The following is a 23121-nucleotide window of genomic DNA, read 5'->3' on the forward strand; positions in this document are numbered from 1 at the left end:
CGCTCCACTTCGGTGGGGCGGGCCCGTTCTGCATGTGCGGGGAGCCGGGAAACCCGTGGTGAGCCGATGAGGGCTCGCGTACGGTCGCCGTATGAGCAGCAGATTGCATCAAGTGGCGGTCGTGAACGAGGAGATCGCCGAGCGGGGGAGCTACCGGGCCGAGGCGGGGCAACTGGTCGAGATCGGCGAGCTGCTGGCGGCGGCGCGGGCCGGGACGGTCTCGTACGCGCCCGGCGACGAGGTGACGGGCGGCGAGCGCGGCCCGTTGAAGGGGGTCCCGGAGGTCACGGCCGAGGGGAGCATGCAGGCCGCCCGGCGGCTGTACGAGGGCGGCGGCGAACACGTGGGGGTGCTCAACTTCGCGTCCGCGCGGAACCCGGGGGGCGGGTATCTGCGTGGAGCCCGGGCGCAGGAGGAGGACCTCTGCCGCAGCGCGCTGCTCTACCACTGCCTGCTCGCCGCACCGGACTACTACGAGGCGCACCGGGCCTCCAGCGACCTGCGGTACAGCCACCGGGTGATCTTCTCGCCGCACGTTCCGGTGATCCGCGACGACCGTGGTGCTCTCCTGGCGCAGCCGTACCCGGTCTCGTTCCTCACCTCGCCGGCGCCCAACGCGGGCCAGCTGGCGCTCCGTTCGGGCGGGGCGGTGGACGTCCGCGAGGTGCTGGTCGAGCGGGCCGGACGGGTGCTGGCGGTGGCCGCGCGGCACGGCGTACGGGAGTTGGTGCTCGGGGCGTGGGGGTGCGGCGTCTTCCGCAACGACCCTGCGGAGGTGGCGGAGGCGTTCGAGCGGGCACTGCAGGAGTACGGCGCGGACTTCGAGCGGGTGGTCTTCGCGGTGTGGGACCGATCGCCGGTGTCGGCGAACCGCGCGGCGTTCGAGGCTCGGTTCGGCGGCTGAGCGGGCGCCCGAGGCTCGGTTCGGCGGCTGAGGTCAGCGCCGGGTGGCGATGGCGGAGGCGGCAGCGACCACACCCGTGACGGCGAACACGGACGGCCAGGCGCCGATCTTCTTCGCGAGCGGGTGCGATCCGCCGAACGCCGCCACGTACAGCCCGGTCAGCGCCGCAGCCGTGCCCGTCCCCGCCTGGCGCTGCCACTGGACGGCCGCGGTGGCACCCGCAGCCGCCAGCACGACGCCACCGAGCTCCCGCCGGCCGCTCCAGCGCGCCGCGCCGTAGCCGCCCAGCAGGCCGGCCGCCGCGACCGCGGTGGTGGGGATCTTCGCCATCGTGCACTCCTCAGGGCCGTCGCTACTCGCCACCGACCCTAACTCGCGCACCAGGCGTGGCGAGAGTCAGCCGGACGTCACGGCGGTGAAGTGCTGTACGTCGGATGGCAGGGGCACGGCCAGTTCCCATGTCACGGCCATCGGCCGGTCGCCGACGTGTGAGACATAGCGAGCCGGTCCGAGCAGGATGTAGGGGGCGGGTCGGCGAATCTCGTTCTCCTTGACCTGCCGGACGAAGAGCAGCACATTGCTTCCCCGCTCCTGGTGGCGCTGATACCGCTGGCCGGTCGGCGAGACCGAGGTGGTGCGGTTCTGCGACTCCCAGTGGAAGAGATCCTCGCTCAGGGCGTAGTCGTGATACCGGACGTTCTCGGAGAAGTCCTTCTCGTCCTTGCGGATCGTCACCAGCAGGGCATCGGTCTGCGTCTCCGGGCACCAGGCAACCCCCTCACGGAATCGTGACGGGAGATTGCGTCCCAAGGACGCCCACCGGAGAGCCGCCAGGAGTTCCGGGGCGTTGTAATGCGCATGGATGGCCAGCGGCCGGCCCGCCAACGGACCGAGATCGTGGCCGTGGCCATCGGCGAGCTCGGGGCTGAGGGGCTTGGGCGAGTGAGTCGCCTGCTCAAGCCCGTAGGCGAAGACCTGCCGGAGTTCGCTGCGCACGGCTGGATGCGCCCGCAGCGTCTCCAAGCCTTGACCGATGGACTTGAAGGTTCCGCCGTCCGGCCAGAGCGAGAAGAACAGCATTTCGGCGTACGTCCGCATGCGCTCGTCGAACGTCGAGGGTTCGGGAGTGCCGTCGGCGAGCAGGTCGGAGTAGGCGCGTACCCGTTCCGGATCGTCAACGTGCAGCAGGGCGGCGACCCGCTTGAGCAAGGCGGGCTCGCCATCCGCCTCGGGGGCTGAGGTGAGCCCGGCGCGCCGGAGAATACCCGTCCAGGAGTTGTTGCTGCGATAGAGCTCATTGATGTCCCGGCGACTCTCGGCGAGGAAGGTCGCGAGGCTGGGCTCACCGTAGGAACGAACCTCCTGGGCCAGCTTGTTGATGTTGGTCCTGAGCTGTTCCTTGATGTTGCCGAGAACGATGTCCTTGGAGACGCGGTCGAGGACGATCTGACAGCCGGAGGGAAGAAGCGGGAAATCCTGCTCAAGGGACTTCTCCAGACCGCTGCGAGTCTGACCGGTCAGCGCTCGGAACTGCTCCTCGAACCGGAACTCCTTGCGCTGGTACCCGATGAAGTCCAACACGGTGAGCACGGCCTTGTTGGGGGATCGGCGAAGCCCTCGACCGAGCTGCTGAAGGAAGATCGTGGCGCTCGAGGTCGGGCGAAGGAGGAGCAGCGTGTCGACGTCCGGGATATCCAGGCCCTCGTTGAAGAGGTCGACCGTGAAGAGCACCTGGATCTCGCCGCTCCGCAGGCCGTCGAGTGCCTCCTTGCGCTCCTTCGCCGGCGTGGCACCGGACAGCGCGCGGGCCGACAGCCCGGCGCGGGCGAAGGCGTCTGCCATGTGCTGCGCGTGCCGTACCGAGACGCAGAAGCCCAAGGCCCGCATGGCGAGCGGGTTGGAGATCTTGTCGCGGACGGCCTTGACGACTTGCCGCGCCTGGGCGTCTCCCGCCGTCAGCACATTGGTCAACTCGTTCGCGTCGTAGGCACCTTGCCTCCAGCCGACGGTACTGAGGTCGGTGTTGTCGTGCACGCCGAAGTAGTGGAACGGGCAGAGCAGATCGTCCTGGAGGGCCTGCCATAGCCGCATCTCGGCGGCGATCCGGCCGTCGAAGAACTCGTCCTGCACACGCTTGCCGTCAGCGCGCTCGGGTGTGGCCGTCAGTCCGAGCAGCTCGATCGGCTTGAAGTGATCGATGATCTTCCGGTAGGTCGCCGCCTCAGCGTGGTGGAACTCGTCGATGACGATGACGTCGAACCGGTCAGGCGCGAAGGAGTCGAGCCCCCTTGCATGGAGTGACTGGACGCTGGCGAAGACCTGCCGCCAGCGCTCGGGGCGGTCGCCGCGAACCAGGAGTTCTCCGAACGTCCCGTCGGCGAGGACCTCGCGGTAGGCGCGCTGCGACTGGCGGAGGATCTCTTCACGGTGGGCGACGAAGAGCAGTGTGGGGTCGCCGCCGAGCCGGTGCCTCAGCGCCTTGTAATCAAGGGCTGCAGTGATGGTCTTCCCCGTACCGGTGGCCGCGACGAGCAGATTCCGGTGGCGATCGTGCACTTCGCGCTCGACGTTCAGGCGCTCCAGCATGTCCCGCTGATGCGGGTGCGGGCGTACCTCCAGGCCGGAGAGCGAGATCTTCCGGCCGTCGGTGCTCCAACTGCCGCCGGCATCCCGCAGAGCCCGGTCCAGCTCGTCCGCGTCGCGGTCGGGGTCGTAACTCTTGAAGGAGGGGTTGTTCCAGTACGAGTCGAAGGTCGCTTCGAACTTGCGCAGGACGGCCGGCGTGGCGATGCCGGAGAGCCGTACGTTCCACTCCAGGCCGTCCAGCAGCGCAGCCTTGGAGAGGTTCGAACTGCCGACGTACGCGGTGTCGTAGCCGGTCGCTCGGCGGAACAGCCAGGCCTTGGCGTGCAGACGCGTCGTACGCAGCTCGTAGTTGACCTTCACCTCGGCGCCGAACTCGCGAACCAGCCGGTCGAGAGCCTGCCGCTCGGTCGCGCCGATGTAGGTGGTGGTGATGACACGGAGGGGAACGCCGCGCTGCTTGAGATCGCGAAGCTGCTCCTCGATCACCCGCAGGCCATGCCACTTGACGAAAGCACACAGGAGGTCGACCCGATCGGCGGTGGCCAGCTCGGCGCGCAGCTCGTGGCCGAGGCTCTGCTCCTCGGGCGCATTCGTCAGCAGCGCGCTCTCGGAGAGCGGCGTGAGCGGCCGGACCTTGTAGACGCCCGGCGCCTCTTGCTCGGCGAGTGCAATGAGCTCCCGCGGCCCGGCGACCAACTGGTCCGCGGGCTCAGCAGACTTGTCGTGCTCTGCAAGCACGGCGAGGACGCGGTTGGCGACTGCGACACGCTCCGAAGGGTCCAAGGACAGCAGCGTCTGCTGGACTGTCGCGCCGACATGGCGCGCGAGAACGAAGGGTGCCGACTCCGGGCCGACCTCGCGATCCACCACTCGCCAGCCTGAGGTGCCGAGCTGCTCAAGCTGGTGGGCGAGTGCGTCGGTGACGACTCGCTCGTACAGCCCGGGGACCGCCTGTAGGGCACGGCCGTTGGGATCCACCACTGAGCTCTCCTGTCGTCCAGGTCATTGGTTGGAATCTTCATCTTCTTAGCAGCGGCGTCTGACAGGGCGGGGCCGCCGCAGCGATGTGGTGGCAGGTCAGTGTTTGAAGACTTCCTGGTCGTGCCAGTGCAGGAAGTCATACGAGACCGCATGGTGCGTCGCACGCGGGAGGGCCACCCGGGCGTCGTGCAGAGCGAAGACGGCCCGGCCCGCGGTCGTGCCGGCTGTGTAGCGCGGCGAGACCCGGACGGTCCGGTCTGCGGTGATGCCGAGGGCGCCGTAGTCGAAGAGGGCGTGGTGGAGCGAGCAGAGCGCGACGGCGTTGTCGATGCGGTCGGGTCCGCCTTGGCTGTGCCAGCGGACGTGGGCGGCCTCGACGCCGACCGGGCTGAGGCCCAGCGCGCCGTCGAAGCCGCAGATGGCACAGGCGTTGCGGTAGGCGCGCAGCACGGCCTCGGAGAATCCGGACGCCCGGACGCGACGCCTGGTCAGTCGGTATTGCGCGTTGGCTGCCCGGACTTCCAGGGCGGAATCCCCGACGGCCGGCAGATCCAGGCCGATCTGCTCGCAGATCGCCGTCTCGAGTGTGCTGGTGAAGTGCCGGTCCAGCAGCAGGAACACGGCGGCCGAGAACACGGACGGGTCACCGAGCAGCGCCTCGACCTCCGGCCGGAGCCGGCCGACGGCGCTGAGGGCGTGCAGGGTCCGGCCGTCGGCACGGGTGCTCGGCCCGAGTGGTGTGCCGTCTCCGGCCTGGAGCTCCCAGAGGGAACGCTCCAGGTGTACGAAAGGCATGGCGGCACGCTGGGCACCCGCCTGTGGACGGGCGACCGGTGGGCCGAAGTCGTTGATGAGACGGCTGACCGGTTCCTCGGCCTCGGCGTAGCTGACGGTGGTGGTGCCCCGATCGGCGTATCGGCCGAGCAGCCAGAGCAGGAGCAGCGGTTTGTGCGGTGCCCGCCGGCCGCGCACGGTGGCCTGGCGCAAGCCGGCCAGGGCATCGAGGAGTTCGGCGCGCCTCACGGTGAGGACGGCCGCGTAAGGATCGTCACGGCGCCAGCAGCTCCCGAAGGCTGGCCAGTTCCTCGTCCGTCACCCCGTGCGCCCGCAGGAAGTCCGCCAGGGAGCCGTGGAGTTCGCGGATGCGGTCCAGGGAGGCCCGGAGGTGGTCGGCGAGGACGGGGCGGGAGAGGTGCTCCTCGCCGTGCTCGTCGATGTAGGGGACGGGGCCGGCGTCGAGGCCGAGGTTGGGGTTGGAGCGGAGGAAGTCGACGATGATGTCGGCCTCCGGGACGCCCGCCAGGGACTGGATGACGGCGATGGTGAGGCCGGTGCGGTCCTTGCCGACGGCGCAGTGGACCAGCAGCGGGGTGCCGCCGTCGGCGACCAGGCGGCGGACGGTGCCCGCGATGGCCGGGCCGCCGACCTCGGCCATGAAGAGGTACAGGCTCAGCTGGTCCGTGGGCCAGGGCTGCTCGGTCTCGGAGTGGTCCGGGAGGAGCGGCAGGTGGAGCTGGTCGAGGTCCAGGCCGTGCCGTTGGTCCGGCCAGACCTCCAGCTCGGTGCGGCTGCGGAGGTCGACGATGGTCCGTACGCCCAGGGCCTTGAGACGCTGGGCCCCCTCCTCGGTCAGCTGGTTGAGGGAGCCCGAGCGGTAGAGCAGGCCGGCGCGCAGGCCCGCGACGCCGGCGTCGCGGAAGTTCTGCACGTCGGGCACGTCGAGGCGGGTGGACGCTGCGTCGAACTCGCGGTCGGTCATGCTCGTCACCGTAGCGTGAGGCGCTGCGGTGCCACGGCCGATTCGGCCAAGAGCCGAGGGGTGGGTACCAGGGGTCGGGGAGGGACGGCCGTCAGCGCCCGCCGGCGAGGTCGATGAACGCGCCGGTGGCGTACGAGGCGGCAGGGGAGAGCAGCCAGAGGATCCCCTCGGCGATCTCCTCGGGCCGGCCTCCGCGCCCCATCGGGAGCTGCGGGCCGACCCGGTCGACCCGTCCGGGCTCGCCGCCCTGCGCGTGGATGTCCGTGTGGATCAGGCCGGGGCGTACGGCGTTGACGCGGATGCCCTCGGCCGCCACCTCCAGCGCCAGACCGCGGGTCATGCTGTCCAGCGCGCCCTTGGAGGCGGCGTAGTCGACGTACTCGTTGGGCGAGCCGATCCGCGAGGCGGCGGAGGAGACGTTGACGATCGCACCGCCCGAGCCGCCGTAGCGGGTGGACATCCGGCGTACTGCGGCGGCTGCGCAGAGGAAGGGGCCGGTGATGTTGGCGGCCCAGATCCGGGTGAGCCGCTCCTCGTCCAACTCGTCCAGACGGCACTGCTTTTCGAGCGTGCCCGCGTTGTTGACCAGGGCGGTGAGTGTGCCGAGCTGCTGGTCCACGGCCTGGAACAGCCGGTCGACCTCGGTGCTGCGGCTGACATCCGCGCGGACGGCGATCGCGGTGCCGCCGGCAGCCCGGATCTCGTCCACCACGCCGGCCGCAGAGGCCTCGTCCGTACGGAAGTTGACGCACACCCGGTAGCCACGGGCCGCCGCGAGCCGGGCGGTGGCGGCGCCGATGCCACGGCCGCCACCGGTGATCAGGACCACATCATCGCTCATGCCATAAGACCGTAGCCCACATGCTGGAATTCGGTGCGGGGCGGGCGTGCGACTACTGATCATGGCCGGTATGGACACTTCGCCGCACGGGCCGCTGGCGCCCGCCTCCGCCGATCCGGCCGACTATCTGGCCGCCGATGACGTGATCGACCACGGGCACCCCGCGATCCGGGCGCTCGCCGCCGAACTCCGGCGTGACACCGCGGAGGAGACGGCGCGCGCCACCTTCGAGTACGTCCGGGACGAGATCTCCCACTCCTTCGACGCCGGAGAGTGGAGCTGCGCGTACCGGGCCTCGGACGTGCTCGCGCACCGCAACGCGATCTGCCACGGCAAGTCCCACCTGCTCGCCGCGCTGCTGCGCGCGCAGGGGATCCCGGCCGGCCTCTGCTACCAGAAGCTGGAGGTGCTGCACGGGCTCAACGCCGTCTACTGGCCCGAGACCGGGCAGTGGGTGCGGCTCGACGCGCGCGGCAACAATCACGGGGCGGACGGCCGGTTCGCAACCGTACCGGCCGAGGAGCGGCTCGCCTGGGCGAACGACCCGGACAAGGACCAGTACCACTACCCGACGGTGTACCCGGCGACGCCGCCGGTGCTGCTGGCGGGCCTGGCAGAGGCGAAGGTGGGCACGGAGGGGTACGGCTACCTGCCGTCCGAGCTCTGAGCGGACGCCGCGCGGAGGGCCGCGATCTTCGGCGCGCGGCTCTTCGGGGAGTCGAGGCTGAAGCCGCGGGCGTCGCCCAGCTGGTCCCGTACGAAGGCCTCGGTGCGCGCGATGGCCTCGCGAAGTGCGGCATCGGCCGGTACGAACAGCTGGTGCACGATCTCCTGCTGGTCGGTGTCGTACTCCCAGAAGCCGACGATCCGGCCCCGGTCGGTCACGACGTGCGTCTGCGGGTCGGCCTCGGTGCCGAAGCTGCGAGCGGCCTTGGCGGTGGGCACCGGACGGTCGGCGTCGGCCGGGTCGATCAGGCGGGAAAGGTCGCGATGGAGCAGGTGCAGGCCGTCGATGCCGGCCAGGAGGGTGTACGTGGGGGCGGTGGGGGCGGTGAAGTCTGCGAACTCGTCCGCGAGTTGGGGAGGGATGAACAGGTCGGTACCGGGCAGTGTGGTCAATTCGAGCGGGGCGATCGCTGCCTTGGCGGTGGCAGCTGTGAAGCCGGAGAACCACCGGAAGTGCTTGAGTGAGGCCGGTGCGGCCCAGGAGAAGTAGCGTTCGGCGAGCTCGGCGGCGGAGCCCTTCACCGGCTGGTCCCAGCTGACGTATCCGTAACGCTGCTGGTCCAGACGTCCGTTGACCGGCACCCGGCGGATCAGGCCGCGGGCCTGCAGCAGGCCGAGCGCCAGTGGGAGGGTGGTGGACTGGCCGCGCTTCCTGCCCGCCTCACCGAGGCTCCGCACCGCCCCACCGGCCGCCTCGCGGATCGCGGTCGGATCCAAAGGCGCGGTGGAGGAGAGAACTTGGGAGATCGTCAGGCAGAGCTTCTCGATCTCGTCCCGGGTCACGCCCAGGTGCTTCTCGGCGGCGGCGATGTCCCCCTCGGGTGCGGCCGCGCCGACCGCCAGGCCCAGCGCGAAGTCGGAGGCCGGGAGTACATAGGTGCAGCCCCGGGCGGACGGGAGCTCGTGCACGTCCAGCGCCGCCACGGCCTCGTCCACCGCCGAGCGGTCGAGCCCCGCCCGGGCGAACAGGCCAAGATAAGGCGCCGCACCGCCGACGGAGCGGGCCCAACCGGTGGCGGCCAGCACCTCGGCGGGTGTCGCGCCGTGGTGGGCACCGTCGAGCCACTGCCGGTGCGCCCACCAGGCGCGGAGTTTCGCCGCCGGGATCCCACTGTTCGCCATGCGCCCAGTATCGGCGGGCGGGCCGTCAGGCGCGCGGAGCGACGTACCGACAATTCGGTCGCGCACGCCGGGCCCCACGGGAGAGACTTCGGGTCACTTCGCACCCGGCCGCCGAGGAGGCGACGCACCCATGCACGTCCTGCTCTCCGGCATCGTCGGCTCCACCGCGTACGGCCTGGCCCACGCCGGTTCGGACCTCGATCGGCTCGGCCTCTTCGCGGCACCCACCGAGGAGCTCCACGGCCTCCACCGCCCCGCCGAATCGCACGTCACCACCGCGCCCGACCGCACCCTGCACGAGGCCGCGAAGTGGTGCCGGCTCGCGCTGAGCTGCAACCCGACCGCCTCCGAGCTGGTCTGGCTGCCCGGCGAGCTGTACGAGGTCCGGACCCCGCTCGGCGAGGAGCTGATCGGCCTCCGGCGCTCGTTCCTCAGCGCGCGGGCCGTGCGCAACTCCTACCTCGGGTACGCCACCCAGCAGTTCAGGAAGCTGTCCACCCGCGACAGCGCTGACCGGCAGAGCCGGACGAGGGCGGCCAAGCACGCGCGGCACCTGGTGCGACTGGTCCGGCAGGGCGTCACGCTGCACGAAACCGGTGAGATCGTCGTCCGGCTCGCCGACCCGGAGCAGGTACGTGAGCTCGGCGAGCGGTACGCAGACCGGCCCGAACTCGCGGCGACCGTCCTCGCGGACGCCGAGTCGCGCTTCGACCGCCCGGGTGTGCTGCCGTCGGCCCCGGACGAGGCTCCGGCCGAGGCGTGGCTGCGTCGGGTCCGCGCGGCGCACTTCGCGGCGGCCGCGTAGCAGTCGGCCGAGCAGCCCCGGCGTGGCCCGGCAATCCGCTGGCCAACCGCCGGGGATCACCGGGTAGGATCGCCCTGGCAGGCGCCGTACCCCCACGGTGGAGCGCACGCCGGCGGGCCGCTAGCTCAATTGGCAGAGCTGCGGACTTTTAATCCGTAGGTTCAGGGTTCGAGCCCCTGGCGGCCCACCTGGAACAGAGCGGGGAACTCGCTCTGAACAACAGCGCAGCACCTCGACCACCTCCTCCGGTCGCGGTGCTGGCGCATTCTCAGGCCGCCTGAGGTACCGCTGCTTGATCTCTTCACCGCCGCAGTCCGTGACTTCGAGTCCGCCATCAGCGGTGGGTCGGCAACTGACCTGCGGGCCTGCCTCTTCCGGCTGCAGGAGAGACAGTCCCCCACCGCCGATGACCGGTTGCCTGAGCTGTGGCCGAAGAGCACGCGGCGACAGCATGGGCTGTGATCCGGAAGAAGGCCCTGGTTGCGCAGGGTGGTGCCGGCGCTGCGTGGCGGGTGCGCGTTCCACACCATGCCACCAGCAACCGGCCGGCAACCACCTGCTCCGGCGAAGCAGCAGCGTCGCCGGCAGAACACACTGCTCGGATCTGCAGTGGCCCAGGATCCAGCTGTCCCGCTCCCTGTGGAGCTGAAGACAACGGATGACAGTCGGCGGCACCCCCGTGGCTGCCGGCCGTCGGTACCGATCCAACCCTGGCCGGCGTTGTCCGGCATCTCTTTGCGGTGTCGGTCAATCAATTCCGTACAACGCGGGTGGACGGCACGCTGCCGGACCGCCTTCCGAACCGGCCGGGCGGGTGATCGGGACGACCTCGGAGCTGACGGCGAGTTCGCGGAGATCCAGGCGGTGGCGCCGCAGAGAGTGACGTACCGGGACCCTGCGGCAACCGTTGCTGACGTGGGGTCCCTGTCCTGTCCCGTGCTGAGCGAGCCGGGACCGTGACACCTAGGCTGGGATACAACGGTCGGAACGTGGTGGAGACGAACCATGGAGATCCACGACATCGGACGTGACATCACCGTCCTCAGTGACTGTCTCGAGGTACCGGGGATCGGCTTCATCCCGGCCAACGCCTTCGTTCTGCGAAGCGCCGAGCCCGTGGTCGTCGACACGGGGCTCGGGCTTCCCGACCGGAACTTCCTCGAGGCCCTCGGCTCGGTCCTCGATCCCGCCGATGTGCGGTGGATCTGGCTTACCCACCCCGACCGTGACCACACCGGCGGACTTTTCGACCTGCTGAGCGCTGCTCCCCGTGCCCGGCTCGTCACCACCTTCCTGGCGGTCGGCATCATGTCCACCGAGCGGCCAGTGCCGATCGACCGGGTCTTCCTGCTCAATCCCGGCCAGAGCCTGGACGTCGGTGACCGGAGTCTGAGGGCCTTCCGGCCGCCGCTGTTCGACAACCCCGCGACCGTCGGCTTCTACGACGAGCGATCGAAGGTGTGCTTCAGCTCCGACTGCTTCGGCGCGCCCATGCCGACCGCGGAGCTCGCTGCCGGCGGGGACGTCGGGGCGGTCGCCCCCGACGATCTGCGCGCGGCCCAGCTGGTGTGGGCCACCGTGGACAGCCCCTGGGTCCACACCGTCGACGTCGACAAGTACCTCGCCAATGTCCAGCCGCTCCGGGCGATGGACGCCGAGGTCATCCTCAGTACCCACCTCCCGCCTGCCGTCGGTCTGACTCCGCGACTGATCGACATGCTCACCGAGGCACCCGGCGCGGACCCGTTCGTCGGGCCCGACCAGCAGGCGCTCGAACAGATGCTCGCCGGCTTCGAGCCAGCCGGCCGGGCCTGACGCGGGCGGCGGAGGCTCGAAGAGAGGAATGAGGCCGATGGCCGAGATCGCCATGCAGATCGATGTCGCCGCACCCCGAGCGAAGGTGCTGGCCGCGCTGGACACCCACGACGGCCTGGTCAGCTGGTGGACCACCGCGGTCGACCGAAGCGGCGAGGTTCTGCTGTTCGACTTCCCCGGTGTGCCCGAGCCCTTCCAGCTGCGGCGGGACCGGGCGGACGAGGACCGCGTGGTCTGGACGAACGTCGGGCCGTTCCCGCCGCACTGGGCAGGGACCACGGTGACCTGGGATCTCGCCGAGAGCCCGGAGGACCCGCACCGGACGGTGCTGCTGTTCCGGCACGGCGGCTGGCAGCCGGGCACGGAGGAGGGCGTGCCGATGGTCGCCGGGACGTGGGCCGAGCTGCTGGTACGGCTCAAGGACTACGTGCAGAGCGGGAAGGCGCAGCCGTACTTCGTCAAGCAGTGACCCGGAGCCCCTCCGGTGGCGGGTGTGCCGCCGCGCGGTCATGGTGGGCGACGGGGGCCACCATGACGGGCGGCCACCGGGGAGTCACCAGGGAGAGAAAGATGCCTGAAGTCACCGCTCCGTTCCAACCCGGCACCCCCTGCTGGGTCGATCTGATGACCACGGACCAGCAGGCCGCGCTGGACCTCTACCGTGACCTGTTCGGCTGGCAGGGTGAGGTCGGCCCGCCCGAGTTCGGCGGCTACTCGGTCTGTCACCTGAACGGCAGGGCGGTCGCGGGGATCGCCCAGACCATGGCGCCGGAGGGCATGCCGCTGCCGCCGGTCGCCTGGACCACCTACCTGGCCTCCGACGATGCGGACGCCACCCTGCGGGCCGTCACCGCGGCCGGCGGCACCGTGATGATGCCGGTCATGGACGTCGGCACCACCGGCCGGATGCTGGTGGCGGCCGATCCGACCGGTGCGGTGTTCGGGGTCTGGCAGCCGGTGGAGTTCAGCGGTGCCCAGGTCGTCAACGAGCCGGGCGCGCTGAACTGGAACGAGCTCCGTACCACCGACGTCGACGCGGCCTCCGCCTTCTACCGGGCCGCCATGGGCATCGATGTGGAGCCGATGGAGGCCGCGCCGGGCTACTACACGCTCCAGGTGGGTGGCCGCGTGGTCGGCGGGCTGACGACCCTCGAGGACGTCCCGCCCGGGACGCCGTCGAACTGGCTGACGTACTTCGCCGCCGACGACGTCGACAGCGTGGTGGACGTGCTGGTCAAGGCCGGTGGCAGCGTGCTGAAGCCCCCGTTCGACAGCCTGCCCGGCCGGATCGCCGTGGTACAGGACCCCCAGGGAGCGGTGTTCGCCCTCATCAGGGGCGAACCCATGTAGAGCACCGTGCATCCGGAACCCGAGCAGACGTGACTCTCCCGACCGCGCAGGAGCCGCCCCGCTGCGACGCGCCAGGCGCGCCGCAAATGGGCGGCTCCGCGCTGCGTTCGAGCGAGACTGGCACTCATGCTGGGGCTCCCGGACCACATCCATGCGTTCCTGTTCGATCTCGACGGTGTGCTGACGCAGACCGCCAAGGTGCACGCGGCCGCCTGGAAGGACATGTTCGACACCTTCCTGAGAGCCGAGGCCGAACGCACCGACGAGGACTTCGTCCCGTTCGACCCGGTGGCCGACTACGACACCTACGTGGACGGCCGCCCCCGGCTGGACGGCACCAGGGCCTTCCTGGCCTCCCGGGGCATCGACCTGCCCGAGGGCAGCCCGGCCGACCCGCCGGGCACCCGCAGCGTCCAGGGGCTGAGCAGCGCCAAGAACGCCACCGTCCTGCGCATGATCAAGGAGCAGGGCGTCCAGCCGTACGCCGGCTCGGTGGAGTACGTGCACCGGCTGAGGGTGCTGGGCCTGCCGCGCGCCGTGGTCTCCTCCAGCGCCAATGCCAGGGACGTGCTGCGGGCGGCCGGCATCGAGGGGCTGTTCGACGTGGTGGTGGACGGCGTGGTGGCGAAGCGCGACAACCTGGTCGGCAAGCCGGCCCCGGACACCTTTCTGGCCGCCGCCCGGGCCCTGAAGACCCCGCCCGAGCACGCGGCCGTCTTCGAGGACGCACTCGCCGGGGTCGCCGCCGGCCGGCAGGGCGGCTTCGGCTTCGTGGTCGGCGTCGACCGTACGGGGCAGGCCGAGGCGCTGCGTGAGCACGGCGCGGACCTCGTCGTCCCCGACCTGGCAGACCTGATCGACCGGGAGAGCGCATGAGCGCCAACGCCTTCACCATCGACCCCTGGGGTGTCGGTGAGCACGGCCTCGACCTGGCCGCCCAGGCCCGTGCCGAGTCCGTCTTCGCCCTCTCCAACGGCCATATCGGCCTGCGCGCCAATCTGGACGAGGGCGAGCCGCACGGCCTGCCCGGTACCTACCTCAACGGTGTCTTCGAGCTGCGCCCGCTGCCGTACGCCGAGGGCGGTTACGGGTACCCGGAGTCCGGGCAGAGCGTCATCAACGTCACCAACGGCAAGATCATCCGCCTGCTGGTCGACGACGAGCCCTTCGATCTTAGGTACGGCGAACTCCGCAATCACCAGCGGAGCTTGGACTTCCGCGACGGGCTGCTGCGGCGGGAGGCCGAGTGGACCTCGCCGGCCGGCCGTACGGTCAAGGTGTCCTCTATGCGGCTGGTGTCTCTCACCCAGCGGGCGGTCGCGGCGATCGACTACCGGGTGACGGCGGTGGACGGGCCGGTCCGGATCGTCCTCCAGTCCGAGCTGGTCGCCAACGAGCAGCTGCCGGGGGGCGAGACCGACCCCCGGGCGGCCTCCGTGCTGGAGGCCCCGCTGCTCTCCGAGGCCCATGCGGTGAGCGGGACCAAGGCGGTGCTGGTGCACCGGACCAGGTTCAGCGGGCTGCGGGTGGCGGCCGGGATGGAGCACCTGGTCGAGGGGCCGGTCGGGTTCGACGCTGTCGCCGAGAGCAGCGACGACCAGGGCCGGATCAGCGTCACCACGGTGCTGCGGCCCGGCGAGCAGCTGCGGCTGGTCAAGTTCATGGCGTACGGCTGGTCGGCGACCCGCTCGCTGCCCGCCGTCCGCGACCAGGTGGAGGCCGCGCTGACGGCCGCCCGGTACACCGGCTGGGACGGCCTGGTGGACGAACAGCGGGCCTACCTCAAGGAGTTCTGGGCCACCAGCGACATCCAGATCGACGGCGACGTCGAGCTGCAGCAGGCCGTGCGCTTCGCGATGTTCCACGTGCTGCAGGCGGGCGCGCGGAGTGAGGAACGGGCCATCCCGGCCAAGGGGTTGACCGGTCCCGGGTACGACGGGCACAGCTTCTGGGACACCGAGGCCTTCGTCCTGCCGGTGCTCACCTACTGCCTGCCGGGCGCGGTCAAGCAGGCGCTGCGCTGGCGGCACACCACCCTCCCGCTGGCCCGGGACCGGGCCGTCCAACTCGGGCTGTCGGGTGCGGTGTTCCCCTGGCGGACGATCCGGGGCGAGGAGTGCTCGGGGTACTGGCCGGCCGGTGCCGCGGCCTTCCACATCGGTGCCGACATCGCGGTGGCCGCCGCCCGGTACGTCCGGGCCACCGCGGACGTGGAGTTCGAGAAGGAGTACGGGCTGGAGCTGTTGGTGGAGACGGCCCGGATGTGGCGCTCGCTCGGCCACCACGATGCGGCCGGCCGGTTCCGGATCGAGGGCGTCACCGGGCCCGACGAGTACAGCGCCGTCGCGGACAACAACGTCTTCACCAATCTGATGGCGCAGACCAACCTGCGGGCCGCCGCCGAGGCCGCCGGCCGGCACCGCCTGGAGGCGGCCGCGCTGGGCGTGGACACCGAGGAGACCGCGGCCTGGCGGGACGCCGCGGCCGCGATGTACATCCCGTACGACGAGAAGCTCGGCGTGCACCCGCAGGCCGACGGCTTCACCGACCACCAGGCCTGGGACTTCGACAACACGCCGCCGGAGAACTACCCGCTGCTGCTGCACTACCCGTACTTCGACCTGTACCGGAAGCAGGTGGTCAAGCAGGCCGACCTGGTGCTGGCGATGCAGGTGCGCGGGGACGCCTTCACGGACGAGCAGAAGGCGCGGAACTTCGCCTACTACGAGCGGCTCACCGTCCGGGACTCCTCGCTGTCCGCCTGCACCCAGGCGGTGATCGCGGCCGAGGTGGGCCAGCTGGACCTGGCGTACGACTACACCGCCGAAGCCGCCATGATGGACCTGCACGACCTGGGCGGAAACACCCGGGACGGCCTGCACATGGCCTCGCTGGCCGGTGCCTGCATCGCGCTGGTGGCGGGCTTCGGCGGGCTGCGGGACCACACCGGGCACCTCTCCTTCCGCCCCCGGCTGCCGTCCGGGCTGGAGCGGCTCTCCTTCTCGATGCTGGTGCGGGAGAGTCTGCTGCACGTGGAGATCACCCACGCCACGACCACCTACACGCTGAACCGGGGCGGACCGCTGGTGCTGATGCACGAAGGGGAGCAGCTGAAGGTCGAGCCGGGCCACCCGCTCAAGCTGCCGGTCAAGATGCCGGAGACGCCGGAGCGGTGCGTCCAGCCTCCCGGCCGTGAGCCGGCCCGGCGCCACCCGCAGCCCGGGGTCCAGGTCGGCAGCGGGGTGGAGCACCTGCCCGCGGAGTGAGCCGTGAAGGGGCCGGGCGCTGGCCGGATCGGCCCCATCCGGATGTGAAGTTCACCCAAAGGCGACATTAAAGTCCTACTATCTCTCTTCACATGATCAGCACCGGTCAGAGTTTGGGGAGTGACAGATGGCCGAGCCCGAGACGCTCTTCCCCGCACTGGCCGACAACGACGTCCGGGTCTTCCAGTGGGCCGCCGCGCACGGGCGGCTGGCGCCCGGGGCCGCCGGCGAACTCGGCCTGACCGCAGAGGAACTGGAGCGATCGGCGGCCGTGCTGCAGGAGCTGCACCTGCTGCGGCCGCTGCCCGGCGGGCCGGACGGTGAACCGGGACTGGCCGCGGTCGCACCGGAGTTGGCCGCCGCGAGCCTGCTGGCCCCGGCCGAGGCGGAGTTACGCCGACGGCTGGCGGACGCCGAGCGGGTACGGGCGGAGCTGGCCAGACTGGCGCCGCTGTACGCGCAGAGCGGCTCCCGGCGGGCGGTCGAACCACTCGACGAGATCCTGGAGTTGGACACCGTCATCGACCTGATCAGTACCCTGACCGCACGATGTCGGGCGGAGGTGCTGACCTGCCAGCCCGGTGGCCCGAGGGCGCCGCACCTGCTGGAGCAGGCCTTCGCCCGGGACGTGGCGATGATCCGGCGCGGGGTGCGGATGCGCACGCTGTACCAGCACACCTCGCGGCGCCACCCGCCGACCCAGGAGTACGTCCAGCGGATCACCGCCGCCGGAGCCGAAGTGCGGACGCTGACGGCCCTGTTCGGGCGCATGATCGCCTTCGACCGGGAGACCGTGATCATCCCGCACCACGACGCCTACGACGGCGCGGTGGTGGTCCGGGACCCGTCCGCCGTGGCGTATCTCTGCGCCGTCTTCGACCACTCCTGGACGCTGGCCGACTCCTACACCCCCGCGACCCAGGCCCAGGGCGACTCCTCCCTGGACGAGATCAAACAGGCCATCATCCGGCTCCTCGCCGAGGGGATGAAGGACGAGATGATCGCGCGCCGGCTGGGGATGTCGCTGCGGACCTGCCGCAAGCACATCGCGGAGAGCATGGAGACGCTGGGTGCGAGCAGCCGCTTCCAGGCCGGTTACCTGGCCCGGGCGCGCTTCGCGCTGTCGGAACGGCTCTGAGGGCGGCCGCAGGGCCGCACCGGGAGGGCATCCAGGCGGCGGTGCTGGTGGCCTCCGCTCCAGCGCAACTCTTCGACCGTGCAGCCGAGTTCGGCCGATGGCCAGTGCCGGAGCAGGGCGGTCAGCGCCGCCGTCAGCTCCAGTTTGGCCAGGGCTGCGCCGAGGCAGTAGTGCGGGCCGAGACCGAAGGTCAGGTGGCGGGAGGCGGCCGGGCGGTCCAGGCTGAGCCGGTCCGGGTCGGGGTGGCGGCGCGGGTCGCGGTTGGCCGCCGCGACCGAGAGCAGGACGCCGCTGCCGGCCGGGATCACCGCCTCGCCGATCGTTACGTCGGCCAGAGCCACCCGGCGGGTGCTGAACGGGCCGGGGGTGTCCCAGCGCAGCAACTCCTCGACGGCGCACGGCATCAGGCCGGGTTCGGCGCGCAGGCGGGCCGGCAGCCCGGGGTGGGTGAGCAGCGCGAGCACGGACAGGCCGATCATCTGTACCGTGCTGTCGAAGCCGGCCAGCACCAGCATGGCCAGCAGGTCGACCAGTTCGGCCTCGCTGACGTCCCCGCTCGCCTGCCAGGCCCGGACGACGACCGAGAAGACGTCCTCGCGGGGGGCCGTGAGACGGTCGGCGATCTGCACACGGATGATCGCGTCGAGCTCGCCGATGGCCCGCTCGGTGTCGCGGTGCCCGATCAGGCCGGTCACCGAGCGGTGCAGCCCGGGGGCGGTCGCGTCCGGGATGCCGAAGACCTCGCAGAGCATCCCGAAGGCGAACGGTTCGGCGAACTCGGCCATCAGGTCCAGGGCTTCCGGCCTGCCCAGGGCGTCCAGGCGGGCGGCAGCGAGTGCCTCGGCGCGGCCTCGGTACGCCGCGATCCGGCTCGGCGCGAAGGCCGGAGCCGCCAGGCGGCGGATCCGGGTGTGGTCCGGCGGGTCGTAGTTGACCAGCGTCATGTCCATCGCCCGGTGCGGGCGGCCCGGCTGCGGCGGCGCGCCCGCAAGGGAGAGCCGGGGGTCCAGGAAGGCGGCCCGGACGTCCGCCTCGCGGGTGACCAGCCAGACCGGCCGGCCCGCGGGTGAGGTGACGCGGGCCACCGGGCAGCGCTCCCGGAGCTCCGACAGGACGGCGTCCGGCCTGGCGAGGAAGTCTGCGCCGAGCGGAGAGCTCGTGGTCAACGGGGGCCTCCGGCTCAGCGGGCGAGCAGCAGCTCGCGTACGGCGTCGACGACCCGGAGCCCGGCCGCCCGGCCCGCCTCGTCCAGCTCCGCCAAGGCCCGCGCGGCGGCCGAGGCCTCGGCGCTCCCTGCGGCGGCGGCGCGGTCAAGTGCGGCGCGGCGGTCCAGGACGGCGCGCAGCGCGGTGGCGGCCTGGCGGGCGAAGAGGGCCAGGAGGTCGAGTTCGCCGAGGCTGGAGCGGGCCTGAGGAGCCGGGTCGAGCACCTCCAGGACGCCGAGCACTCCGGAGGCGTGCATCAGCGGCGCGGCCATCAGCGAGTCGGGGACGTACTTGGTGGACTCGGCCAGATCCCGGGCGAAGCTGCCGTTCCGGGAGAGGTCGTCCACCACCATCGGCTCTCCGGTGCTCGCCACCCAGCCGGCGATGCCGCGCCCGGCGGGGAAGCGCATACCGACCAGGAAGTCCTCGCCCTGGCCGGAGACGGCCTGGAACACCAGCTCGTCCGCCTCCTCGTCGAGCAGGAAGATCGAGCTGGCCTCGGCGCCGAAGATGGCGCGGGCGGTGTCGACCACCGACTGCAGCAGCTCCCTCGCCACTGGGTCGACCTCGGTCGGGTTGCTGCTGGTCTCGGTCATTCGGCACCTCTGCTGCTGACAGTGACGTTGGAAGCGGCCAGGTAGAGCGCGGACTTGAGCTGGAAGGTGGTCAGGTTCGGGTGCTTGGCCAGCACCCGGGCGCACAGCCCGGCGATGTACGGGGTCGCGAAGCTGTTGCCCGTGGTGCGGATGGTGGCGCCGCCGAGCCAGGGCACGGTGACGTTCTGGCCGGGCGCGAAGAACTCCACCGGCGGCTGCGGGTTGTAGAGGAATAGGTCCGGGTCGTCCTCCTGGTGGCTGCCCACCGAGATGACCGAGGAGAACCGCCAGGGGAAGCTCTCCACCGGGGTGTTGTGAGCGGAGGCCACGATCGCGGTGCGGCCGAAGTACGCCTCGTCGGAGAGCGTGTGCAGGGCGTCGGTGAACCGCGCCCGGGTGGTGGACAGGCTCAGGTTGATCACGTCGAAGCGCTGCTCGACCGCCCAGCGCAGCCCGGCGAGCAGCACGTCCCCGGTCCCCGAGAAGCGCTCGCCGAGGACCCGGACGCTGTACAGCTCGCAGTCGGGGGCGGTCCGGCGGATGATCCCGGCGCAGGCGGTGCCGTGGCCGCAGGTGTCACCGGTCCCGGTCGGCTCGACCCGGATGCCGTCCTCGTCCTTGAGCACCACGTACGAGCCGTCGACCCGGCCCACCAGGGGGTGGTCCCGCTCGACGCCGCTGTCCACGACGCAGACCCGGACGCCCCGCCCGGTGGAGCCTCCCCAGGCCCACTCCGGGGTGATCCGGCGGCCGTCGGCCGCGACCGGGATCTCGTCCGGGCTGCGGCCGCGCAGGCTCCAGGTGAGCGCGGGCGCGGTGGGAGTGGTCATCGGGAAGGTCGCTCCTCTGCGGTCGTGGCTGCGGTCGTGGCCGGGGCTGTCGCACCGGCGGCGGCGTGGGCTTCGGCGGCCAGCTCGGCGGCCCGGCGGATGCCGACCAGGTGGCCCTTCGCGGCGAACCGCCGCAGCGCCAGGGCGGCGGCGGCCGCAGCCCGGTCGGGGCGGCCGAGGGCCAGCTCGGTACGGGCCTGGTCCAGCGCCGCCGTCGCCTGCACCACCGGCGAGTCCGTGCGCTCCGCCTCGGCCATCGCCTGCGCCGCCAGGGCCGAGGCATCGTCATGCTCCGGTGCGCGCAGCAGCGCCAGCGTGCCGTGCAGGTCGGCGGCGTCGGCCAGCGGAAGCGCGTCGGCCTCCCCGGAGAGCATCTCTGCGAGCAGGGGGAGTGCGCTCGCACGGTCGCCACCGGCGGCCAGCACTCGGGCCAGGTCGCGGGCGATCGCGCCGAGCAGGCCGGTGGCGCCCAGCTCGCGGCAGGCCCGGTCGGCCTGCCGGAGCAGCTGCGCGGCCCGGGTGGGGTTGTCCGCCAGCGCCTCCACCGCCGCCCGGAAGATCGGCAGGAAGACCCCGGCCTCCGCGAAGCCCAGCTCGCGGCCGAGCCGGTCGGCCTCCGCCAGGCACTCCCGGGCGCCGGACCAGTCCTCCTGCAGCGCCAGCAGCACCGCCAGCGGGCAGTTGAGGGTGACCCGGACGGCCCGCCGGTCGGAGCCGTGCTCGGCCAGCAGCGCGCGGCACCTCGCCACGGCCGCGGGCACGGGGGCGGGCCCCAGCCACAGCGAGACGCCCATCGCCCCGAGCGCCGCCGCCCGCTCCGGCTCGGCGTCGGCCCGTACGGCGTGCTCCAGCGCCCGGTCGAGCAGGGCCTCGGCAGTGCCGTGACGGCCCAGCAACTGCTGCTGCTGGGCGAGCCGCAGGCAGGCGCGGGCCGTCCCGAGGTGGTCGCGGGCGGCCTCGAAGACCGGCAGCGCCTCGCGGGCCGTCCGGGCGGCGTGCCCGAGGTCCTGGCCCGGGTCCAGCACCGCCAGACCCAGCCGGGCGTGGGCCGCGACCACCGGGTCGTCGGTCGTGGCGACCTCCTGGAGCAGCCGCCGGCCCTCCTCCGTACGCCCGGTGGCCAGCCGCACCTCGGCCAGCGGCCAGGCCGCGGTCAGCCAGGCCGGCTCGCCGGGCCTGGCCAGCTCGACCGCCCGCTCCAGCAGTTCCCCGGCCCAGCCGAGGTCCGCGCGGGCCAGTGCCTGCGCGCCGGCGGCGGCCAGCAGAGCGGCGGCGCGCAGCCGCAGGACGTCGGTGTGCGGGTCGATCAGGCCGAGCTCACTGCGGTAGCGGTGGGCCTTCGCCAGGTGACCCCCGACCGTGCCTTCCGCCGCTCCCCGCTCGGCGAGCAGGCCGGCGGCCCGCTCGTGCCGGTCGGCGCGCACCCGCTTGGCCATGCTCTGGTACGAGACCTCCTGCACCAGGCCGCTGCTGAAGCGGTAGCGCGTCTCCCGGCCGGCCGGCTCGACCAGCCGGCGGCGGGTCAGCCGGTGCAGGGCGGGGCGGACGGCGTCCAGGCCGGCCGCGGCCGGCTGCAGTTCGCCGCCGGGACGGCCCTCGGGACCGCTCAGGGCCAGGCCCGTCAGCTCGTCCCGGCCGAAGTCGCGGCCGACCACGGCGGCCAGTGAGAGCGCCGTCCGCTCGGCGGACTCCAGGGCGTCGATCCGGGCGCCGAGCAGGGCATGGACGGTCGGCGGCAGTTCGTCCGGGTGCCGGTCCTCGGCGACCATGGCAAGCAGTTGCTCCAGGTGCAGCGGGTTGCCCTCGGCACGCTCCAGCGCCTGGGCGGGGACGGCCTCGCCGGGGCCGGTCCCGTGCCCGGAGACCTCGGCGAGACCGGCGGCCAGCCGGGCACTCTCGGCGCCGGACAGCCCCGGCAGCAGGACGGACCGCCCGTCCGCACCCCACTCGGGGCAGTGCTCCAGCAGCTCCAGCCGGGCCGCGCAGACGATCAGCACCCGCCCGTCCGTGAGCCTGTCGGTGATCCGCTCCAGCACCTCGCGCAGCACGGGCCCGGCCCAGTGGAAGTCGTCCAGCACCAGGACCACCGGGCGGTGCCGGGCGAGCTCGGCGAGCAGCGGGACCAGCGCGGCACAGGTGTCCTCGACGGAGGGGTTGGGCGTGCCGTCCCGCAGCAGACCGTGCCGCAGCACCGCCGGGACGGGATCGCCCGGCGAGCCGTCCAGCAGCCGGCCCAGCGCGTCCGCGAGCGGGGTGAGGCTGCCGCTGTCGCCGTACGGGCGGCAGCGCCCTGCGCCCCAGCGCACGGTGGAGCGGCCGAGCCACTCCCGGATCAGCCGGGTCTTGCCGAGGCCCGCCTCGCCGTAGACCGTGACCAGCCTCGTGTCGGGCTCGGCCAACGCGGTGTCGAGCTCGGCGAGTTCGGGCTCCCGGCCGACGAATGGGGTGTCGAAGCGGCGCAGCAGTTCGGGGTCGTCGCCCTGCAGGCCGAGCAGCCGGTGAGCGCGGACGGGCTCGGACTTGCCCTTGAGCGAGAGCAGCCCGGCGTCCTCGACCACGGCGGCCGCGCCCACCGCGCGGAGGGTGTCCGGGCCGATCAGGATCTGCCCGGCCCCGGCGTTCTGCTCCAGCCGGGCGGCCACGTTCACCACCTCGCCCGAGACCAGGGCCTGCCGGGCGGAGGCGTCCGCATTGGCGACCGCCTCACCGGTGTTGACGCCGATCCGGACGTCGAGCCGGATGCCGAGGGCGGCCGTCAGCTCCGAGTTGAGCTCGGCCAGCGCTGCCAGCATGTCCAGGGTGGCGGCCAGCGCCCGGCGGGCGTCGTCCTCGTGCATCACCGGGATGCCGAAGACCGCCATCACCGCGTCGCCGATGAACTTCTCGACGGTGCCGCCGTGGGCCTCGATGCGTGAGGTCATCAGCTCGAAGTAGCGCAGCGTCACCGAGCGCAGGGCCTCCGGATCCAGCCGCCCGGAGAGGGCGGTGGAACCGACCAGGTCGCAGAAGACCACGCTGACCACCTTGCGCTCGTCCGCGCGGGGCGCCGGAGCGGACGGGCGCGGCGAAGGGGCGCACGGTGTGCCGCAGTGCAGGCAGAACCGCGCGCTGTCGGGCAGCTCGCCCGCGCACGAGGGGCAGTTCACGGCCTGGCCTCCTGTCGCTCGGGGTCGGTCGGTTCACAGAGTCACGGTTGG

At 72.0% G+C, this 23121-nt stretch carries 19 protein-coding genes and 1 tRNA gene; 10 read left to right on the top strand and 10 right to left on the bottom strand.

Translation table 11 applies throughout. The annotated features are described in order from the left end of the window. Positions 1 to 91 precede the first annotated feature (91 nt). Positions 92 to 904, top strand: a complete 813-nt coding sequence (locus FB465_RS19315; protein ID WP_145792291.1) for a TIGR02452 family protein — start codon at positions 92 to 94, stop codon at positions 902 to 904. Positions 905 to 937: 33 nt separating this feature from the next. Here FB465_RS19315 and FB465_RS19320 read toward each other — a convergent pair whose 3' ends face one another. From FB465_RS19320 to FB465_RS19340, 5 genes are all read right to left on the bottom strand, one after another. Then, positions 938 to 1234, bottom strand: a complete 297-nt coding sequence (locus FB465_RS19320; protein WP_145792292.1) for a hypothetical protein — start codon at positions 1232 to 1234, stop codon at positions 938 to 940. A gap of 66 nt (positions 1235 to 1300) precedes the next feature. Further along, positions 1301 to 4471, bottom strand: a complete 3171-nt coding sequence (locus tag FB465_RS19325) for a DEAD/DEAH box helicase (protein ID WP_145792294.1) — start codon at positions 4469 to 4471, stop codon at positions 1301 to 1303. Positions 4472 to 4567: 96 nt separating this feature from the next. Continuing rightward, positions 4568 to 5494 carry a phosphorothioated DNA-binding restriction endonuclease gene (locus tag FB465_RS19330; protein WP_145792296.1) on the bottom strand — a complete coding sequence of 309 codons (927 nt, stop codon included), beginning with the start codon at positions 5492 to 5494 and terminating at the stop codon, positions 4568 to 4570. A gap of 25 nt (positions 5495 to 5519) precedes the next feature. Continuing rightward, positions 5520 to 6230, bottom strand: a complete 711-nt coding sequence (locus FB465_RS19335) for a tyrosine-protein phosphatase (protein WP_145792297.1) — start codon at positions 6228 to 6230, stop codon at positions 5520 to 5522. A 91-nt stretch (positions 6231 to 6321) separates the two neighbouring features. Then, positions 6322 to 7071: an SDR family oxidoreductase gene (locus tag FB465_RS19340; RefSeq protein ID WP_145792299.1), complete on the bottom strand. Its 750-nt coding sequence runs from the start codon at positions 7069 to 7071 to the stop codon at positions 6322 to 6324. Positions 7072 to 7141: 70 nt separating this feature from the next. Between FB465_RS19340 and FB465_RS19345 the strand changes: the two genes are divergently transcribed. Further along, the gene (locus FB465_RS19345) at positions 7142 to 7738 is read left to right on the top strand and encodes a transglutaminase-like domain-containing protein (protein ID WP_145792301.1); all 597 of its coding nucleotides are present in this window, start codon (positions 7142 to 7144) and stop codon (positions 7736 to 7738) included. Here FB465_RS19345 and FB465_RS19350 read toward each other — a convergent pair. Further along, the gene (locus FB465_RS19350) at positions 7717 to 8919 is read right to left on the bottom strand and encodes a DNA glycosylase AlkZ-like family protein (protein WP_145792303.1); all 1203 of its coding nucleotides are present in this window, start codon (positions 8917 to 8919) and stop codon (positions 7717 to 7719) included. The two genes, FB465_RS19345 and FB465_RS19350, sit on opposite strands and share 22 nt — an antisense overlap. Positions 8920 to 9049: 130 nt before the next feature. Between FB465_RS19350 and FB465_RS19355 the strand changes: the two genes are divergently transcribed. The 8 genes from FB465_RS19355 (at position 9050) to FB465_RS19390 (ending at position 17293) form a co-directional block, all read left to right on the top strand. Further along, positions 9050 to 9724: a nucleotidyltransferase domain-containing protein gene (locus tag FB465_RS19355; protein ID WP_145792304.1), complete on the top strand. Its 675-nt coding sequence runs from the start codon at positions 9050 to 9052 to the stop codon at positions 9722 to 9724. Positions 9725 to 9838: 114 nt separating this feature from the next. Next, a tRNA-Lys gene (locus FB465_RS19360) sits at positions 9839 to 9911 on the top strand. Positions 9912 to 10729: 818 nt separating this feature from the next. Further along, positions 10730 to 11539, top strand: a complete 810-nt coding sequence (locus FB465_RS19365) for an MBL fold metallo-hydrolase (RefSeq protein ID WP_145792306.1) — start codon at positions 10730 to 10732, stop codon at positions 11537 to 11539. 37 nt (positions 11540 to 11576) lie between these two features. Next, positions 11577 to 12008, top strand: a complete 432-nt coding sequence (locus FB465_RS19370) for an SRPBCC family protein (RefSeq protein ID WP_145792308.1) — start codon at positions 11577 to 11579, stop codon at positions 12006 to 12008. A 101-nt stretch (positions 12009 to 12109) separates the two neighbouring features. Then, on the top strand, positions 12110 to 12889 hold the full coding sequence (locus FB465_RS19375; RefSeq protein ID WP_145792310.1) for a VOC family protein: 780 nt from the start codon (positions 12110 to 12112) through the stop codon (positions 12887 to 12889). A gap of 126 nt (positions 12890 to 13015) precedes the next feature. Then, positions 13016 to 13765, top strand: a complete 750-nt coding sequence (locus tag FB465_RS19380; RefSeq protein ID WP_145792311.1) for an HAD family hydrolase — start codon at positions 13016 to 13018, stop codon at positions 13763 to 13765. Further along, positions 13762 to 16155, top strand: coding sequence for a glycoside hydrolase family 65 protein (locus FB465_RS19385; protein WP_145792313.1), 2394 nt, complete (start codon positions 13762 to 13764; stop codon positions 16153 to 16155). The genes FB465_RS19380 and FB465_RS19385 overlap by 4 nt, the downstream gene beginning before the upstream one ends. A 127-nt stretch (positions 16156 to 16282) precedes the next feature. Beyond that, on the top strand, positions 16283 to 17293 hold the full coding sequence (locus tag FB465_RS19390) for a helix-turn-helix transcriptional regulator (protein ID WP_145792315.1): 1011 nt from the start codon (positions 16283 to 16285) through the stop codon (positions 17291 to 17293). On the opposite strand, the gene FB465_RS19395 is transcribed toward FB465_RS19390, so the two are convergent. The 4 genes from FB465_RS19395 to FB465_RS19410 are packed head-to-tail and all read right to left on the bottom strand — an operon-like array spanning position 17251 to position 23070. Further along, complete coding sequence (locus tag FB465_RS19395) at positions 17251 to 18459, bottom strand: cytochrome P450 (protein WP_145792317.1); 1209 nt, start codon at positions 18457 to 18459, stop codon at positions 17251 to 17253. The two genes, FB465_RS19390 and FB465_RS19395, sit on opposite strands and share 43 nt — an antisense overlap. Positions 18460 to 18473: 14 nt before the next feature. Further along, a complete protein-coding gene (locus tag FB465_RS19400) occupies positions 18474 to 19094 on the bottom strand; it encodes a GAF domain-containing protein (protein WP_145792319.1) in 621 nt (206 codons plus the stop codon). Then, on the bottom strand, positions 19091 to 19924 hold the full coding sequence (locus tag FB465_RS19405; protein WP_145792321.1) for a S8 family peptidase: 834 nt from the start codon (positions 19922 to 19924) through the stop codon (positions 19091 to 19093). The genes FB465_RS19400 and FB465_RS19405 overlap by 4 nt, the downstream gene beginning before the upstream one ends. Continuing rightward, a complete protein-coding gene (locus FB465_RS19410; RefSeq protein ID WP_145792322.1) occupies positions 19921 to 23070 on the bottom strand; it encodes an adenylate/guanylate cyclase domain-containing protein in 3150 nt (1049 codons plus the stop codon). The genes FB465_RS19405 and FB465_RS19410 overlap by 4 nt, the downstream gene beginning before the upstream one ends. Positions 23071 to 23121 lie beyond the last annotated feature (51 nt).

This window comes from Kitasatospora atroaurantiaca, assembly GCF_007828955.1.
Taxonomy (GTDB): Bacteria; Actinomycetota; Actinomycetes; order Streptomycetales; family Streptomycetaceae; genus Kitasatospora; species Kitasatospora atroaurantiaca.